The sequence below is a fragment of the Solimonas flava DSM 18980 genome, from assembly GCF_000426685.1.
GTDB lineage: Bacteria > Pseudomonadota > Gammaproteobacteria > Nevskiales > Nevskiaceae > Solimonas > Solimonas flava.
In genome coordinates, this window is sequence record NZ_AUFV01000001.1 from 497050 (window position 1) to 512936 (window position 15887).

18 protein-coding genes are annotated in these 15887 nt (G+C 70.7%); 6 read left to right on the plus strand and 12 right to left on the minus strand.

What is annotated here, in order from left to right; genetic code table 11:
- Nucleotides 1-64: 64 nt before the first annotated feature.
- Entirely contained in the window at nt 65-805 is a 741-nt protein-coding gene (locus K343_RS0102180) for an anti-sigma factor family protein (RefSeq protein ID WP_028006658.1), read from the minus strand.
- Nucleotides 802-1311, minus strand: a complete 510-nt coding sequence (locus tag K343_RS0102185) for a sigma-70 family RNA polymerase sigma factor (protein ID WP_028006659.1) — start codon at nt 1309-1311, stop codon at nt 802-804. Before K343_RS0102185 ends, K343_RS0102180 begins: the two co-directional genes overlap by 4 nt.
- A 156-nt stretch (nt 1312-1467) precedes the next feature.
- On the opposite strand from K343_RS0102185, the gene K343_RS0102190 reads away from it, so the two are divergent.
- Both K343_RS0102190 and K343_RS0102195 read left to right on the plus strand, forming a co-directional pair.
- The gene (locus tag K343_RS0102190) at nt 1468-2562 is read left to right on the plus strand and encodes a catalase family peroxidase (RefSeq protein WP_028006660.1); all 1095 of its coding nucleotides are present in this window, start codon (nt 1468-1470) and stop codon (nt 2560-2562) included.
- Complete coding sequence (locus tag K343_RS0102195; protein ID WP_028006661.1) at nt 2559-3116, plus strand: cytochrome b; 558 nt, start codon at nt 2559-2561, stop codon at nt 3114-3116. Before K343_RS0102190 ends, K343_RS0102195 begins: the two co-directional genes overlap by 4 nt.
- On the opposite strand, the gene K343_RS0102200 is transcribed toward K343_RS0102195, so the two are convergent.
- Nucleotides 3104-3487: a VOC family protein gene (locus K343_RS0102200; RefSeq protein WP_028006662.1), complete on the minus strand. Its 384-nt coding sequence runs from the start codon at nt 3485-3487 to the stop codon at nt 3104-3106. The genes K343_RS0102195 and K343_RS0102200 overlap by 13 nt on opposite strands.
- Nucleotides 3488-3500: 13 nt before the next feature.
- Nucleotides 3501-4889 carry a class II fumarate hydratase gene (locus tag K343_RS0102205; RefSeq protein WP_028006663.1) on the minus strand — a complete coding sequence of 463 codons (1389 nt, stop codon included), beginning with the start codon at nt 4887-4889 and terminating at the stop codon, nt 3501-3503.
- 155 nt (nt 4890-5044) lie between these two features.
- On the opposite strand from K343_RS0102205, the gene purB reads away from it, so the two are divergent.
- Nucleotides 5045-6412 carry an adenylosuccinate lyase gene (purB, locus tag K343_RS0102210; RefSeq protein ID WP_028006664.1) on the plus strand — a complete coding sequence of 456 codons (1368 nt, stop codon included), beginning with the start codon at nt 5045-5047 and terminating at the stop codon, nt 6410-6412.
- 169 nt (nt 6413-6581) lie between these two features.
- Nucleotides 6582-7100: a DUF7931 domain-containing protein gene (locus tag K343_RS20600; protein ID WP_051277859.1), complete on the plus strand. Its 519-nt coding sequence runs from the start codon at nt 6582-6584 to the stop codon at nt 7098-7100.
- Nucleotides 7101-7139: 39 nt separating this feature from the next.
- On the opposite strand, the gene K343_RS20605 is transcribed toward K343_RS20600, so the two are convergent.
- From K343_RS20605 to K343_RS0102255, 8 genes are all read right to left on the minus strand, one after another.
- The gene (locus K343_RS20605; RefSeq protein WP_051277860.1) at nt 7140-7583 is read right to left on the minus strand and encodes an acyl-CoA thioesterase; all 444 of its coding nucleotides are present in this window, start codon (nt 7581-7583) and stop codon (nt 7140-7142) included.
- The gene (locus K343_RS0102225; RefSeq protein WP_043111865.1) at nt 7583-7801 is read right to left on the minus strand and encodes a DUF1289 domain-containing protein; all 219 of its coding nucleotides are present in this window, start codon (nt 7799-7801) and stop codon (nt 7583-7585) included. Before K343_RS0102225 ends, K343_RS20605 begins: the two co-directional genes overlap by 1 nt.
- Entirely contained in the window at nt 7788-8324 is a 537-nt protein-coding gene (locus K343_RS0102230; RefSeq protein ID WP_028006666.1) for a hypothetical protein, read from the minus strand. Before K343_RS0102230 ends, K343_RS0102225 begins: the two co-directional genes overlap by 14 nt.
- 4 nt (nt 8325-8328) lie before the next feature.
- The gene (locus K343_RS0102235; protein ID WP_028006667.1) at nt 8329-9435 is read right to left on the minus strand and encodes a metallophosphoesterase; all 1107 of its coding nucleotides are present in this window, start codon (nt 9433-9435) and stop codon (nt 8329-8331) included.
- 97 nt (nt 9436-9532) lie between these two features.
- Entirely contained in the window at nt 9533-10768 is a 1236-nt protein-coding gene (locus tag K343_RS23130) for an OmpA family protein (RefSeq protein WP_084615609.1), read from the minus strand.
- A gap of 156 nt (nt 10769-10924) precedes the next feature.
- Nucleotides 10925-11944 carry a quinone-dependent dihydroorotate dehydrogenase gene (locus K343_RS0102245; protein WP_028006668.1) on the minus strand — a complete coding sequence of 340 codons (1020 nt, stop codon included), beginning with the start codon at nt 11942-11944 and terminating at the stop codon, nt 10925-10927.
- 107 nt (nt 11945-12051) lie between these two features.
- The gene (gene ribA, locus K343_RS0102250; protein WP_028006669.1) at nt 12052-12654 is read right to left on the minus strand and encodes a GTP cyclohydrolase II; all 603 of its coding nucleotides are present in this window, start codon (nt 12652-12654) and stop codon (nt 12052-12054) included.
- Nucleotides 12655-12822: 168 nt separating this feature from the next.
- On the minus strand, nt 12823-14244 hold the full coding sequence (locus K343_RS0102255) for a 3-oxoacyl-ACP reductase (protein ID WP_028006670.1): 1422 nt from the start codon (nt 14242-14244) through the stop codon (nt 12823-12825).
- 306 nt (nt 14245-14550) lie between these two features.
- Between K343_RS0102255 and K343_RS23135 the strand changes: the two genes are divergently transcribed.
- A complete protein-coding gene (locus K343_RS23135; protein WP_051277862.1) occupies nt 14551-15396 on the plus strand; it encodes a hypothetical protein in 846 nt (281 codons plus the stop codon).
- Nucleotides 15397-15536: 140 nt separating this feature from the next.
- Nucleotides 15537-15869 carry a hypothetical protein gene (locus K343_RS23140; RefSeq protein ID WP_051277863.1) on the plus strand — a complete coding sequence of 111 codons (333 nt, stop codon included), beginning with the start codon at nt 15537-15539 and terminating at the stop codon, nt 15867-15869.
- The last annotated feature ends 18 nt before the right edge of the window (nt 15870-15887 follow it).

Below are 15887 nucleotides of genomic sequence, written 5' to 3' on the forward strand. Positions count from 1 at the left end.
GCTCGTCGCCCGCCAGGCACCGTTCGTCCCCCGTCGTCCGCGCCTGCGCGGCGGACGCCGCGGCTCAGATGGTGTCCGGGAGCGCGTCCTGGATCGCGCGCGTGCGCGCGTCATCGGCGGCGCCGACCACGGCATAGCCGTAGCCGTCGTGGAACCACCAGCGCGTCGTCAGCGGCCCGTCGCGGCGCGTGCCGACGCTGGGCTCCGGCTGGCGACGACTCGGCCGCACGTAGAAGCTGATGCGGCGGCCGTCGGCGGACTCGTAGAAGACCAGCGCCGCCGCGCCTTCCGAGGTCGACAGCAGGCGGCCGCCGAGCAGCGCGAAACCGTAGGTGCCCAGATCCGGCAGTGCCAGCGGCCGACCGAGCCGGCCGGCGAGCCAGGCCTGCAGATCGGCGCCCTGCCCGGCACGCAGTTCGACCGGCCGCAGACGATCGCTGGCGAACACGCGGTAGGCCTCGACGGCGTCGGCCATCGGCGCCGGCCGCGCCAGCGCGCCGCGCCCCTGCCAGCCGCCGAGCACGCCGAGCCCGACCGCCAGCAGCCAGGACGCACACAGCAAGGCCAGCCGCTGCCGGCGGCGACGCAGGCCGCGGCGAATCACGGCCGGATCGAGCTGCGGCGCAGCCGGCCGCGTGGCGCGGCGCAGCGCTTCGCCGAGCTGGCGTGCATCTTCGCGCCAGGCGGCGACGCGCGCCGCCAGCGCCGGCTGCGCAGCGAGGCGCGCCTCGAGATCGGCGCACCGCCGGGCGTCGAGGCGACCGTCGACATAGGCCTGCAGTTCGGTGTCGTCGATGTCGTTCATTTGACTCTCCGCAGCGCGGGCCGCAGCGGCCCGCCGTCCATCAGCTCGCGATAGCGCTGCCGTGCGCGTGACAGACGCGACATCACCGTGCCGATCGGCACGCCGAGCGCGTCGGCCGCTTCCTGGTAGGCGAGCCCCTCGACCGCGACCATCAGCAGCAGCGCGCGCTGCTCGGCCGGCAAGCGGCCGAGCGCGGCGAGCGCATCCTGCGCCAGCACCGTGTCCTCGGCCGATGGCGCCAGCGCGCCGGGCTCGTCGCCGACGTAGGGCTCGAACACGCGCCGCCAGCGCCGGCTGCGGCGCTGCGCATCGACGAACTGCCGGTAGAGAATCGAGAACAGCCAGGCGCGCAGTTCGCCGTCGGGCCGTCGCGTCCGCCAGCGCGACAGCGCGCGTTCCAGGCAGGCCTGCACCAGGTCGTCAGCGTCGCCGGCATCGCGCGCCAGGCCGAGCGCGAAACGTCGCAGCGCCGGCAGCAGTTCCCGCAATTCATCGTCGTCGATCATCGCCCATGGCCCGCAGCCGATCCGTCGCATGCCGACCCGAAAACACGGGCCATTGTCGCGTAAGACGCGCGACAGCCGGTTTTATTCCGTCGCGGGACAACGGAATAAAGGCGCAGCGGCAGCGTCTCACCGACGTATCCCTTCCGGAAAACCCGCATGCCGACCCCCGAACCCCTGTCCGCCGGTCAGCGCACGCTGCGCCTGACGGCCATCGCCCTGATCGCCGGTGCACTCGCCCTGGCCTTCGCCGCGAGCGCCGGCTGGCTCACGCCGGCGCGGCTGACGCCCGGCCGCATCGTCGATGCGCTGCAAGGCCACGACGGCCTGCATCCCGGCTTTCGCCGCGCGCACGCCAAGGGCGTTTGCGTGATCGGCGAGTTCGCCGGCAACGGCGCCGGCGCGGCACTGTCGAAGGCCGCACTGTTCGCCGCCGGCGCGCGCGTGCCGGTGGTCGGACGCTTCTCGACCGGCGGCGGCATTCCGGATGCGCCGGATGGCCGCGTCGTGTTCCATTCGATGGCGCTCAGTTTCACGCTGCCCGACGGCAGCCAGTGGCGCACCGGCATGAATCATGTGCCGATCTTCCCGGTCGCCACGCCGCAGGACTTCCTCGCCTTCCAGCTTGCGACGCGTCCCGCCCCTGCGACAGGCAAGCCCGATCCGGCGCGCGTCGCCGCCTATCTGGCGGCGCATCCCGAAACGCGGGCTTTCATGGCCTGGCTGCGCGAGCACCCGCTGCCGTCGAGCTTCGCCAACGGCACCTACTACAGCGTCAACGCCTTTCGCTTCATCGACGCCGCCGGTACGGCGCGGACGGTGCGCTGGCGCATGCAGCCGGAAGCGCCGTTCGCCGAGCTCGACAAGGCGACGCTGGCGCAGCGCGACGCGGATTTCCTGTTCGCCGATCTGGCCACGCGCCTGCGCGCCGGTCCGCTGCGCTGGCAGCTGATCGTCACGCTTGCCGGGCCCGGCGATGCCGGCAACGACGCGACCCGGCCGTGGCCGGCGGATCGCCGTGAGCTGACGCTCGGCACGCTGACGCTCGAGCGCGCGACGCTCGAAGACGACGGACCGTGCCGCGATCTCACCTTCGACCCTCTGATCCTGCCGGCCGGCATCGCCGCGTCCGACGACCCGCTGCTGGCGGCACGCTCGGCCGCCTACGCCCGTTCCTTCACCCGCCGCGCCGGCGAGCCGGCGCCGCGCAGCGCGCTGGCGCGCGACCCGTCGTTCCGCGAGACCGTCCGATGAATGCCCGCCCCGCTTCGTTCCACCCGTACGCGCGCCTGCTGCACTGGAGCATGGCGATCCTGATCGTGGCGATGCTGTTCGTCGGCGTCGGCATGGCGTCGACCGTCAGCCCGCTGCGCCAGACGCTGCTGGCGCTGCACCGGCCGCTCGGCCTCGCCCTGCTCGTGCTCGTCGCGCTGCGTCTGGCGGTGCGCCTGCGGCATCGGCCGCCGCCGCTGCCGGCCGCGCTGCCGGCCTGGCAGCGCCACGCCGCCGGCGCTTCGCACGGCCTGCTGTATGGCCTGATGTTCGCGCTGCCGCTGGTCGGCTGGGCGATGCTCTCGGCCGGCGACTATCCGCTGACGCTGGCACCGGGCCTGACGCTGCCGCCGATCGTGCCGCGCGACGCCGCGCTCTACGCGCTGCGGCGGCGGGCGCACACGGCGCTCGCGCTGCTGCTGTTCGGCACCGTGCTGCTGCATCTGGCTGCCGCGCTGCAGCACGCCTGGCTGCGCCGCGACGGCGTGATGGCGAGCATGGCGCCGTGGCGCCGCCGCCCGGGTCAGTCCGGATAGTTGGAAACTTCGATCAGGTTGCCGTCCGGATCGCGGAAATAGACCGACTCGACCGGCCCGAGCGCGCCGGCGCGCGAGACCGGGCCGGCCTCGATCGCGATGCCGAAGCGTTCGAGCTGGTTGACGATCTCCTTGATCGGCGTGGTGCTGACGAAGCACAGATTGGCCGAACCGCGCGTCGGATGCGCGGCGTGCGGCGTGGCCGGCGCGCCGACCGGATAGAGCTTGAGCTGCTGCGTGCCGAAGGCCAGCGCGTGGCGGCCGTCGCCGGCGTGCAGCGGCCGCATGCCGAGCACCTCGCGGTAGAAGCGGATCGTCGCGTCCAGATCGTGGACGTTGAGGACCAGATGGTCGATTCGTTCGATATGCATAGGTGTTTCCGCTTCAGGCCTCCACGCCGCCGTGCGTCAGTTTTTCGGGGTCCAGCAGCCGCGCCAGCTCGGCCCGCGGCAGGCCGGTCGCCTCCGCCGCGACGTCGAGGATCGGCCGGCCTTCCTTGTACGCCTGCTTGGCGATCGCCGCGCCCTTCTCGTAGCCGATGCGCGCGTTGAGCGCGGTGATCAGGATCGGGTTCTTCGCCAGCGCCTCGCCGATGTGCGCACGGCGTACGCGGAAGCCGGCGATCGCGCGTTCGGCCAGCAGCGTCGCGACGCTGGCTTCGAGCTCGATGCTCTGCAGCAGGTTCAGCGCGATCACCGGCAGCATCACGTTGAGCTGGAAATTGCCGGCCTGCGCGGCGACGGTGATCGTCGCATCGTTGCCGATGACCTGCGCGCAGACCATGCAGGTCGCCTCCGGGATCACCGGATTGACCTTGCCCGGCATGATCGACGAACCCGGCTGCAGCGTCGGCAGCTCGATCTCGCCGAGCCCGGCGAGCGGGCCCGAGTTCATCCAGCGCAGGTCGTTGGCGATCTTCATCAGCGAGCAGGCGATGGTCTTCAGCTGGCCGGACAGCTCGACCGCCGCGTCCTGCGCCGACAGCGCTTCGAAATAATTGTCCGCGGCGACGAAGCGCAGGCCGGTGCGCGCGGCGAGCGCGCGCGCGAAGCGCTTGCCGAAGCGCGGATCGGCATTGATGCCGGTGCCGACTGCGGTGCCGCCGAGCGCGAGCTGCAGCAGGCGCGGCTGCACCGCGTCGAGCCGTTCGAGGCCGTGGCGGATCTGCGTCGCCCAGCCCGACAGCTCCTGGTCGAAGCGCACCGGCATCGCGTCCATCAGATGCGTGCGGCCGGTCTTGGTGACGCCCTTGAGCTGGCGCGCGCGGCGTTCGATCGTGCCCGCCAGCTGCTTCAGCGCCGGCTTGAGCCGGTCATGCACGAGCAGCGCGCTGGCGACGTGGATCGCGGTCGGGATCACGTCGTTGGAGCTCTGGCCGTAATTGACGTGATCGTTCGGATGCACCTTCTGACGCAGGCGCCGGGCCGCGAGGTGGGCGATCACCTCGTTGGCGTTCATGTTGGTCGAGGTCCCCGAGCCGGTCTGGAAGACGTCGATCGGGAACTGCGCGTCGTGACGGCCGGCGGCGACCTCGAGCGCGGCGACGGCGATCGCCTCGGCGCGCGCCGCGTCGAGCCGCCCGAGCCCGGCGTTGACCTGCGCCGCGGTCGCCTTGATCAGGCCCAGCGCGCGGATGAAGGCGCGCGGCATCGCCAGCCCCGACACCGGAAAGTTCTCGACCGCGCGCTGCGTCTGCGCGCCCCACAGCGCCTCGGCGGGCACCTTGAGCGCGCCGAGGCTGTCGTGCTCGATGCGGAATGCGGCTTTGGCCATGCGTTCAGGGCTCCATGCGAATGAGATCGCCGCCGCGCCGTGCGGAAAGCCCTGCGCGGCGCCGGCCTCGGATAAAATGCGCGCCCAGCCTACACCGGGGCTGCCGCGCCTGCCGACCGGCCGCCGCGCGACCCGCCTGCCGAGCCTTTGCATTCATGAACCTGACGTCCCTGTCCGCCATTTCGCCGATCGACGGCCGCTACGCCGAAAAGACCGTCAAGCTGCGCGAGATCTTCAGCGAGTACGGCCTGATGCGCTACCGCATCATCGCCGAGATCCGCTGGCTCGAAGCGCTCGCCGCCGACGCCGGCATTCCCGAAGTGCCGGCGCTGTCGCCGTCGGCGCACGAGAAGCTGGAGAAGATCGCCGCCCACTTCACGCTCGATGAAGCGCAGCGTGTCAAGGCGATCGAGGACACGACCAACCACGACGTCAAGGCCGTCGAGTACTACCTGAAGGAAAAGATCAGCTCGCATCCCGAGCTGGCCGGCATCAAGGAATTCATCCACTTCGCCTGCACGTCCGAGGACGTCAACAACCTCTCGCACGCGCTGATGCTCAAGGACGCGCGCGACAAGGTGCTGCTGCCGGCGCTCGACAAGCTGATCACCTCGATCGCGGCGCTGGCCCAGGCCTACGCCGAGCAGCCGATGCTGTCGCGCACGCACGGCCAGCCGGCCTCGCCGACCACGCTCGGCAAGGAAATGGCGGTGTTCGCGCAGCGCCTGCGCCGCCAGCGCGAGCAGTTCGCGCAGGTCGAGATCCTCGGCAAGATGAACGGCGCGGTCGGCAACTGGAACGCGCATTACGCCGCCTATCCGGACGTCGACTGGCCGGCGATGACCGGCCGCTTCATCACCGCGCTCGGCATCGGCCAGAGCCCGGCGACCACGCAGATCGAGCCGCACGACTACATCGCCGAGTATTTCCACGCGCTGACGCGCTTCAACACGATCCTGATCGATTTCTGCCGCGACGTCTGGGGCTACATCTCGGTCGGCTACTTCAAGCAGCGCACGGTCGCCGGCGAAGTCGGCAGCTCGACGATGCCGCACAAGGTCAACCCGATCGACTTCGAGAACGCCGAAGGCAATCTCGGCCTCGCCAACGCCATCATGCAGCACCTCGCCGAGAAGCTGCCGATCTCGCGCTGGCAGCGCGACCTCACCGACTCGACGGTGCTGCGCAACCTCGGCGTCGGCGTCGCCCACGCGATGATCGCCTACCAGTCGGCGCAGAAGGGCATCGGCAAGCTCGAAGCCGACGCCTGGAAGATGAGCCAGGATCTCGACCACAACTGGGAAGTGCTCGGCGAGGCGATCCAGACCGTGATGCGCCGCTACGGCCTGCCCGAGCCGTACGAGCAGCTCAAGCGCCTGACGCGCGGCCAGAAGATCGGCCGCGATGCGATCCGCGACTTCGTCTCCGGCCTCGACCTGCCGGAAGCCGAGAAGCAGCGTCTGCTGCAGATGACGCCGGCCAGCTACACGGGCAACGCCCTGCAGCAGGCCAAGGCCGTCTGAACCGGCCACGGTCCTGCCGCTGCTGGACGTCGCCGCCGGCCGCGCGGCGGCGTCCGTGGCGACCTGCCATCCATGCACAGGCCGCCGGCCGTCGGATCGTGCGCCGGCAGCGGCTTCGCATCACGCTCGCCGACGCCGCTGACGTCATGCGCACGTTAAGCTGCGTGCCATGACCGACGGCGCCCAGCAGCCCGCCTCCCCGACCTCCGCTCCGGACGCGGAGATACTGCACGGCACGGCGGCGTACGCCAGCGCGACGCTGAAACTGATCACGCGCGCGCATCTGCAGCTGCGCGTGTTCAGCCAGGAACTCGACCGTCGCGTCTGGAGCGATCCGGGGGTCGTCGAGCTGCTGCGCAGTTTCGCGCTGCGCTCGCCCCACGCCGAGCTGCGCGTGCTGCTGAACCATCCGAAGGCCGCCGCCCAGCGCGGCCACCGGCTCGTCGAGCTCGCACGGCGGCTGCCGAGCCGCATCCAGCTGCGCGAGCTGGCCGAAGAGCGCCGCGGCCTGGGCGAGGAATACGCGATCGCCGACGAATACGCGCTGCTGCACAAGCGCCGCCACGACGATCTCGAAGCGTACTGGTACGCGCACGCACCGCTCGAGGCGCGGCGCCGGCGCCACCAGTTCGACCAGCTCTGGGAGGAATCGCCGCCGGCGCGCGAGCTCGCCGAGCTGCGTCTGTAGGGCCTGGTCGCGGCCCTGCAGGGGCCGCGACCTTGCGGCTCAGCGCGCTTCTTCGGGCGCGACGCGCTCGCGCGCGCGAATGAAGGCGCGCGCGTGCTCCGGCAGCGGCCGGGTCTTGTTGTCGCGGTAGTCGAACCAGACCAGCACGCTGCGCGTCACCGCCACCAGGCGCTCGCCGACGAACAGCGCGCCCTCGGTGTTCATGCTGCTGCGGCCGATGCGGCGCACGCGATAGCCGAGACGGATCGTGGCCGGATGGTGCAGCTGTTCGAGGAAGTCGCACTCGATGTGCGCAAGGATGAAACCGCCGCCGTTGACGAAGCGGTCGCCGCCGACCAGCGCTTCGAAGTAATCGAGCCGCGCCGACTCGTCGAAGGTGAAGAAGCGCGCGTTGTTGACGTGGCCGAGCATGTCGCAGTCGGACCAGCGCGTCGCCAGTTCGAAGAAGTACGAAAAATCCTCGGCGCGGGGGCGCTCGATCATCACTGGGGCTCCGGGTCGGAAAGGGTCGGGGGATGTTCACGCAGCCGGGCCGCGGCACGCGCGCGGATCGCCTGCTTGCGGCTGCCGTCGGCACGCGGCCAGGCCATGATCTCGTCGAGATCGCGGCCGCAGCCGACGCAGTGGCCCTGCGGACCGATGCGACAGATGCGGGTGCACGGCGACGGCACGTCGCCGGATGGTGGCTCAGCTTCGGACATCGTCCGCTACGGTAGCACCGTCGAGCCAGCGCCGGAACGCGCCTTTGAGCCGCGGATAGTCGCGTGCCTCGCAGCTGGCGACCAGCGTCCAGCCGCGGCCGTCGGCGATCACGTACTGCGTCCACACCATGCGCGTCGACTGCACGCCGCGCATGCGGCGCAGCACGCGCACCGCCTCGTGCCCGGACATGCGCAGCCCCTCGCGACGCAGCAGCGTCTGCTCGGGGCTCGCGCGCGCCTCGCGTTCGAGCTTGAAGTCGACGTAGGACGCCAGGCTCGGATCGGCGTGCCGCGGCTCGTCGTGGGCCACCAGCAGGAACGCGCCGCGCACCGGCCGGCCGTGCTCGGTCGGCCGCAGGTAGAGATCGGCGCCGATGCCCGGCGTCGCCTGCCAGCCGGCCGGCAGCGGCACGCGCAGCGACGAGCCGGCGATCACCAGCGGCGTCGGCGGCGGCTGCGTCTGGCAGGCCGCGAACGTCAGCAGCGCCGCGGCCGTCGCCGCGCGAACAAGACCTCGAACCATCGGCTCAGCTGGCCTGGCGCTGGAAGCTCATCTCGTAGGCGGGCGCCGGGCGGCCGGCGGCGTCGACCTGCGCCGGCTCGCCGCCCGCCTTCACCGTGTAGACGGCGACGCGCGCGGTATCGCCGTCGAGCTCGATCCAGAAGAAGCCGAAGAGGTCGCCGGTCTGGAAGTAGGCTTCGTTGCGCGCCGCGTCGAGCGTCGAGCGTGCTTTCGAGCCGGCCCCGGACAGGATGTGCTGGGTCTTGCCGCAGCCGGCGACCGGCTTGAGCCAGTAGAGGTTGTGGTCGTGGCCGTTGAGAAAGACGTCGGCCTGATCGCAGATCGTCTGTTCGAGGAAGGCCTTGTAGTCGGCACCGCGGCAGCTGCCGCTGACCAGCACGCCCTGCAGCACGCAGATATCGGCGCCCGAGCCGCGCTCGTAGTCGCCGGCGTTGCCGTGGTCGCCGTTGGAAATGTACGGGTGATGCGCGAGCGCGAACTTCCAGCGCGCCCGGCTCGCCGCCATGCCGTCCTGCAGGAAGGTCTGCTGCTCGGCGATGTAGGCCTGCAGCGCGTCGCCGCGCCACTCGGCGTTCGGGTCGTCGAGGTAGTGCGTGATCGGCGAAGAGTCGATGACGAAGAACTCGGCCAGCGGCGTGCTGGCTTCGCGCGGCCAGGTCACGCTGTAGTAGCGCGCCGGCATCACCCACTTGCCCGCCGCGTTGTGCGCCGACATCGCGTAGTCGACCTGGGCGTCGCCGCGCGCGTTGGCGCCGCCGCCGCCGGGGATCGCCAGCGAGTTGTCGTGGTTGCCGAGCGCGACGAAGAACGGGAAGTCGAGATCCTGATACGGCGTCTCGAACGCCGCCTGGAAGATCGGATCGTCGGCCGAGCCGGCGCCGGTCTCGTAGATGTTGTCGCCGGCCATCGTCGCGAAATCGCAGCCGCGCTGCGCGCAGACCTGGGCGACGATCTTGGCGACATTGTCCGACTCGCCGTCCGGTGCCGGCGCGCCGGTGTCGCCGAGCGCGATGAAGCGCGCCTTGCGCGCGCCCGCTTCGCCGCCGCCGCTCGATCCGCCGCAGGCCGCGAGCGTACAGCTCAGCAGCGCCGTCCATAGCCACTTGTTCATTTGCTTTCCCTGCCCTGTCAGCAGACTGAAAATACATCCCGCGCAAAAAAATGCGCGGCCGTCTCGCGAGGGCCGCGCATGAACCGGTACCGAGCGCCTACTCGACGATCAGCTTGAACTCGACGCGGCGGTTCTTGGCGCGGCCCTCGGCCGTGTCGTTCGACGCGATCGGGTAGAACGGACCGTGGCCGGTGGCGACCAGACGGCTGCCGTCGATGCCGCGCGCGATCAGATACTGGCGCACCGACTCGGCGCGCTCCTGCGACAGCATCAGGTTATAGGCGCGATCGCCGACGTTGTCGGTGTTGCCGACGATCTGCACGTTGACGCCGTCCTGGTTCTTCAGCGTCGCCGCGACTTCGTCGAGCAGCTTGCGCGCGTCGTCGGTGAGGATCGCCGTGTTGTTGTCGAACTGCACGCCGCTCATCGTCAGCGACTGCGCGACCATGCAGCCGCTGGCATCGACGCTCAGGCCGCGGCGCGTGCTCGGGCACTGGTCGACCTCGTCGGGCACGCCGTCGCCGTCCTCGTCGCCCGGCGTCGCCGGCGTCTCGCCGGTGACCGGACAACCATGGCCGTCGACCGGCGTGCCGGCCGCCGTGCCGGGGCAGAGGTCGGCGCCATCGAGCACGCCATCGCGATCTGAATCGACGCCGCAGTCGCTGCGGCCGGTGACCGGATCGACCACCGCGAGCTCGCATTCCTGCGCCGCCGAAACATCGTGCGCCGGCTCCTTGAACAGGAAGAACAGCGGCAGCTGCAGACCGGCGGTGAAGCGGTAGTCGAGCAGGAAGTTCTTGTCGGTGCTCTGATCATCGAACTGGCCGAGCGCGCGCGCCTCGACGCGGGCCGCCAGGCCCTTCCAGCCCAGCGGCAGCAGCACGCCGCCGCCGACGTTGAGGCCGAAGTGCTCGTGGCGATCGCCGAGCACGTCGTTCTGCACGACGCCGAGGCCGCCGAGCACGAAGGGCTTGAACTGGTAGCCGCCGCCGAAATTGCCGAAGCCCTGCTGGCCGAAGTCGTAGACCAGATCGAGCAGCAGGCCGGTCTGGTAGTCGCTCTTGCCGTCGAGATCGCGATCGCGCTTGAGGCTGTGCACCGTCACTTCGGCCGACAGATTCGGGTGACCGTACTCGCTGAGCGGCCAGCCGAACTGCAGCTGGAAGCCCTGGCCGTTGTCGGAATCGCGCGCCGAATCCGGAATCTCGTAAACGTAGCTGCCGCCGATGTACGGAATGTCATGGCCTTCCGTCGTCACCGCCGCCGCCGAACCCGCCCAGCCGATGGCCAGCGCCGCCCACACCCCGCCCGCAAATCCCCGTTTGAAGCGCATTGTCAGACTCCCAAAGTTGGACGCGATTGAGAACGCACGCAGCGTTCCGTCCTGCTCAGCTTGTTGATTGTCACCGCCTGCTGATCGCGCGACTCTATAGGATTCGCAACGGCAGCGGCAACCGCGCTCCGATGACAGCGCCTGAGCGCGCCGGCGCTAGCGGGACGCCGCCCGCAGCGCCTGCGCGCAGTCGTGCACCAGCGCGGGGCCGCGATAGATGAAACCGGTATAGATCTGCACGAGATCGGCGCCCGCTGCACGCTTGGCGCGCGCGCCCTCGGCGCTAGTGATGCCGCCGACGCCGATCAGCGCGAAATCCGTCCCGACGCGCGCGCGCAGCGCCGCGAGCGTGCGATCGGCGAGCGGCCGCAGCGGCGCGCCGGACAGGCCGCCGGCTTCGCGCGCGCGCGGATCGGCTTCGAGCCCCGGCCGCGTGATCGTGGTGTTGGTCGCGATCAGGCCGGCGATGCCCGATTCGCGGGCGACGCGGGCGATCGCGTCGAGCTGTTCGTCATCGACGTCCGGGGCGATCTTGACCAGCAGCGGCGTGTGCTTGCCGTGCGTCTGCGCGAGGCGCTCGGCCTCGGCCTTCAGCTGCGTCAGCAGCTCGCGCAGCCGGTCCTCGCTCTGCAGCTCGCGCAGGTTCTTGGTGTTCGGCGAGGAAATGTTGACGGTGACGTAGCCCGCCGCGCGATAGACCTTGCGCAGGCCGATCAGGTAGTCGTCGGCGGCGCGCTCGATCGGCGTGTCGAAGTTCTTGCCGATGTTGATGCCGAGCACGCCGCGGTAATCGCTCTCGGCGACGCGTTCGAGCAGGTAGTCAACGCCTTTGTTGTTGAAGCCGAGCCGGTTGATGATCGCCTCATGCTCCGGCAGGCGGAACATGCGCGGTCGCGGATTGCCCGGCTGCGGCCGCGGCGTCACCGTGCCGATCTCGACGAAGCCGAAGCCGAGCCGGCTCCAGGCGCGCAGGCACTCGCCGTTCTTGTCGAGGCCGGCGGCGAGTCCGACGCGGTTGGCGAAGCGCAGGCCGAGCAGTTCGACCGGATCGTCGACCGGCGCGCGCGCGAACGGCAGCGTCGCCAGCGCCGGCGCACGGCGCAGCGTCTCGAGCGTCAGTTCGTGCGCGCGTTCGGCGTCGAGTCGGAACAGCAGCGAGCGGGCGGCGGCGTACATGGGTCAGTCTTCCGATCGGTGGCGGGCCGCATCGGCGCAGCTGCGGCCGGCGCGGCGAGCGGCAGTCAGTCGGCCGTGGCGGCCGGCACGGCCGGCCACGCGCCGGTTCAGTGCGGCGTGAACAGATGGCCGAGCTTGGCGGCCTTGGCGTCGAGGTAGCGCTCGTTGTACGGATTGCGGCCGCTTTCCAGCGGCACGCGCTCGACGATCTCGACGCCATCGCGGCGCAGCGCGTCGAGCTTGCGCGGGTTGTTGGTCATCAGCCGGATGTGGCACAGGTCGAGTCGGCGCAGCAGCTCGACGGCCAGGCCGTACTCGCGGGCGTCGGCCGGAAAACCGAGCTGGTGATTGGCCTCGACTGTGTCGGCGCCGCGATCCTGCAGCTCATAGGCGCGGATCTTGTTACCCAGCCCGATGCCGCGTCCTTCCTGGCGCAGGTAAAGCACGGCGCCGCGGCCTTCCTCGGCGATCTTCTGCAGCGCCGCCTTGAGCTGCGCGCCGCAGTCGCAGCGCAGCGAAAACAGGGCGTCGCCAGTCAGGCATTCGGAGTGGACGCGGATCAGCGGCGGCGGACCGGACAGCTCGCCGAGCGCGATGACGACATGCTCCTTGCCGTCCGCGGCGCGGAAAACGGTGATCCGGAATTCGGCGAACGGCGTCGGCAGCTTCGACTCGGCGATCCGTTCCAGTACGTATTGAGGGGACTTCAAAGCGTTCTCGCGGTTCTGCGGTGCGGGTGGCGACGGGCTTCGAGGGTCCGCCACCCCGGCATGCACCGGTACGGGGCGCCAAGCATAACCGACTCGGGCCCTCGCCCGCCCCGCCGCCAGCGTGCCGCCCCGCCGGCGGCGGAGCGGCATGCTAGCGGCGGACGCGGCTTACTGGCCGAAGAAGTTCTGGCCGCAGACGCGCAGCGTGCGGCCGTTGACCGCGCTGGCCGCCGGCGAGGCGAAGAACGTCACCGCCTCGGCGATGTCCTGCGGCAGGCCGCCCTGCGACAGCGAGTTGATGCGGCGGCCGACTTCGCGCGGGCCGAACGGCATCGCCGCGGTCATCGCCGTCTCGATGAAGCCCGGCGCCACCGCGTTGATCGCGCCGCCGCGGCGCGCGAAGGTCGAGGCCATGGCATCGACGTAACCGATCACGCCGGCCTTGGTCGCGCCGTAGTTGGTCTGGCCGGCGTTGCCGCCGATGCCGCCGATCGACGAAATGCAGACCACGCGCGCGCCGTCGCGGAAGCCTTCCTTGAGCAGGCCCTCGTTGATCTTCAGGATCGCGCCGAGGTTGATGTTCAGCACCATGTCCCAGAAGTGCGCCGGCATGTTGCGCAGCATCTTGTCGCGCGTGATGCCGGCGTTGTGGACGACGATATCGAGACCGCCGAAGTTCTTGCCGACCTCGGACGCGATGCGGGTGGCCGCGTCCGGCGCGGTGACGTCGAGCGCCAGGCCGACGCCGCCGATCTTGGCCATGGTCTCGCCGAGGCCGCCTTCGGCCGACGGATGATCCATGCCGATGACCTTGGCACCTTCGCGCGCCAGCGTCTCGGCGATCGACGCGCCGATGCCGCGCGCGGCGCCGGTGACCAGCGCGATCTTGCCTTCGAGGCTGCCCGGCAGCGCGACGCCGCGCGTCTGCGGCGCTGCCAGCGGCAGGACCTGGCCGGTGACATAAGCCGAATGCGGTGTCAGGAAAAACCGCAGCACCGGATCGATCGCCTCGTCGGCACCGGTCGGCACCTCGATCAGATTGGCGGTCGTGCCGTTCTTGCCGACTTCCTTGCCGAGCGAGCGGATGAAGCCGCGCAGCGCCGTCGACGCGGTCTTGGCGGCGACGTCCTGCAGCGACTCGGGCGCGCGCGACAGCAGCAGGATGCGGCCGTTGGCGGCGATGCCGCGCAGCACCGGCTGCACGAAATCGTAGAGCTCGCGCAGCTGCGCCGGCGACGACAGGCCGGAGGCGTCGAACACCACCGCGTGGTTGCGCGGCTCGCCGGCGCCGTCGGCCGGATTGCCGTGCACGGTGATGCGCAGGGCCGCGGCGGCTTCCTTAAGCGGCGCCAGCCCGGAATGCTCGGGCACGATGCGCAGCGTCGCGCCGGCGCCGCTCAAGGCGGACAGCAGCGGGCCGACCAGCGTCGCGCCGCGGCTCGAACCGACCAGCACCGCCTTGCCGTCGAGCGGCTGCGACTCCCACGGACCGTCGGCGCGCTTCAGGCGCGGCGGCGTCGGCAGGCCGATCATCGCCGCCAGGCTCTTGCCGAAGGAGGAATGCGTGAATTCGAGATAACGGTCGTTCATCGTGACGGGTCCGGACGCAGAAAGGGTCAAGGAATGGGCAAAATGCGAAGGCTGCGATTATGGCAAGCGCCCGGTCCAGCCGACAGCGCAGCGCCACCACTGCGGTGCGACGCAAACGCCATTGACGCCCGCCGGGAGTGCAACGATAGTGAGCCGCCCGTGGCGGTCCGATTCTTCCGGGACAGACCGACGGCATGATGACCGTGCCCGGACTGCAAGCCCCGTCTGCAGGGCGCGCGCAGGCGGCGCCGCGGCATCATCCGCACACACTACAATTTCAACGAAATACTTCGGTTGGGGTCATTCATGACGAAAGGCTGGAAGATCGCCGCGCTCGCGGTCGTCATCGGCGTCGGCACTTATGCCGTCCTCAAGCTGCTGCTGCCGCATCACAAGACTGAAGTGACGCTGGAGGGCCTGATCCCTGCCGACACGGTGTTCTCCGGAACGCTGCAGTCGCCGGCCGAGGTGGCCGCCGCGACCGCGACGCCGGGCGCCGAGCAGGCCGGCGCGGCCGAGGCGAGCGCCAGCGGCCCGGCGGTCAACACCGACGACGCGGCGGCACCCGCCGCCGAAGCGCCGGCCGCGGAGGCCGCCACGGCCGCCGCCGACAGCGCGGCGCCGGCACCTGAAGCCGAGCCGGCGCCCGCGACCGAAGTCGCAGCCGCCACGCCGCCGGCCGAAGCCGAGCCGAAGCCGGCCCCGGCAGCGGAAGCCGCGCCGGCGCCGGCCGAGCCGCCGGCGGCCGCCAGCCCGGTCGCCAAGGCGCGCCCGGCGCCGGCGAAAACGGCCGCGAAAAAGGCCGGCGCCGACGGCAAGCGCGATCTCAACGCCTCGCCGTGGTGGCAGTCCGGCAGCAGCAGCGGACTGCAGATCGTCTACGCCGGCTCCGCCGCCTACCGGCGCGCGGTCGTGGTGATGGGCAACGGCGCCTTCGGCGACGCCGGCAGCGCCAACCAGCACATCCGCGTGCTCGACGGCAACGGCAAGCGTGTGTCCGGCAGCTGGGAAGTCAGCTCCAACAACAAGACCATGCTGCTGTTCCCGGTGGCCCGCAACGGCCGCTATCAGCTCGTTATCGACGGCGGCCTGGCGGATGCGCAGAACCGCACGCTCGGCCAGAGCCTGAAGGGCAGCGTCCAGGTCCAGTAGCCTCGGCACTGCACGCCGGAACCCGGCGGCCCGGATCAGGCGGGCCCGGATCAGGCGGACTTGGATCAGGCGGCGGCGAACTTCCTCGCCGCCGCCGCGTTCCAAGCCAGGCCGCCGATGCGGCAGCACCCGAGCCCGCCGTGAGCCTTCCACACCCGCAGCCCCTCGCCCGCGACGAGCAACTGCTCGAACGCCTGCTGTCGACCTCGGCGTCGATGACCGGCGTGTGCGTCGCCTTGCTGTCGGTGGTGCAGATCATCGCCGACTCGCGCAAGATCCAGACGCTCGCCGACGACGCGCTGGCGGTCGATTCGCTGTTCTTCCTGGTCTGCTGCTATCTCGCGATCTGGGCGCTGCGCACGCGCGATCCGGCGCGCGCGCATCTGCTGTCGAAGACCGTCGACTACCTGTTCCTGACCGGCATGACCGGACTGGTCGTGATCGGCTTCATGATCGTCTACACGATCTTCTGAGGTTCCGGCCGGTCGCCG

Coding starts and splice junctions, on each gene's coding strand:
- K343_RS0102180 (WP_028006658.1), bottom strand. CDS start 805: ATGAACGACATCGACGACACCGAACTGCAGGCCTATGTCGACGGTCGC.
- K343_RS0102185 (WP_028006659.1), bottom strand. CDS start 1,311: ATGATCGACGACGATGAATTGCGGGAACTGCTGCCGGCGCTGCGACGT.
- K343_RS0102190 (WP_028006660.1), top strand. CDS start 1,468: ATGCCGACCCCCGAACCCCTGTCCGCCGGTCAGCGCACGCTGCGCCTG.
- K343_RS0102195 (WP_028006661.1), top strand. CDS start 2,559: ATGAATGCCCGCCCCGCTTCGTTCCACCCGTACGCGCGCCTGCTGCAC.
- K343_RS0102200 (WP_028006662.1), bottom strand. CDS start 3,487: ATGCATATCGAACGAATCGACCATCTGGTCCTCAACGTCCACGATCTG.
- K343_RS0102205 (WP_028006663.1), bottom strand. CDS start 4,889: ATGGCCAAAGCCGCATTCCGCATCGAGCACGACAGCCTCGGCGCGCTC.
- purB (WP_028006664.1), top strand. CDS start 5,045: ATGAACCTGACGTCCCTGTCCGCCATTTCGCCGATCGACGGCCGCTAC.
- K343_RS20600 (WP_051277859.1), top strand. CDS start 6,582: ATGACCGACGGCGCCCAGCAGCCCGCCTCCCCGACCTCCGCTCCGGAC.
- K343_RS20605 (WP_051277860.1), bottom strand. CDS start 7,583: ATGATCGAGCGCCCCCGCGCCGAGGATTTTTCGTACTTCTTCGAACTG.
- K343_RS0102225 (WP_043111865.1), bottom strand. CDS start 7,801: ATGTCCGAAGCTGAGCCACCATCCGGCGACGTGCCGTCGCCGTGCACC.
- K343_RS0102230 (WP_028006666.1), bottom strand. CDS start 8,324: ATGGTTCGAGGTCTTGTTCGCGCGGCGACGGCCGCGGCGCTGCTGACG.
- K343_RS0102235 (WP_028006667.1), bottom strand. CDS start 9,435: ATGAACAAGTGGCTATGGACGGCGCTGCTGAGCTGTACGCTCGCGGCC.
- K343_RS23130 (WP_084615609.1), bottom strand. CDS start 10,768: ATGCGCTTCAAACGGGGATTTGCGGGCGGGGTGTGGGCGGCGCTGGCC.
- K343_RS0102245 (WP_028006668.1), bottom strand. CDS start 11,944: ATGTACGCCGCCGCCCGCTCGCTGCTGTTCCGACTCGACGCCGAACGC.
- K343_RS0102255 (WP_028006670.1), bottom strand. CDS start 14,244: ATGAACGACCGTTATCTCGAATTCACGCATTCCTCCTTCGGCAAGAGC.
- K343_RS23135 (WP_051277862.1), top strand. CDS start 14,551: ATGACGAAAGGCTGGAAGATCGCCGCGCTCGCGGTCGTCATCGGCGTC.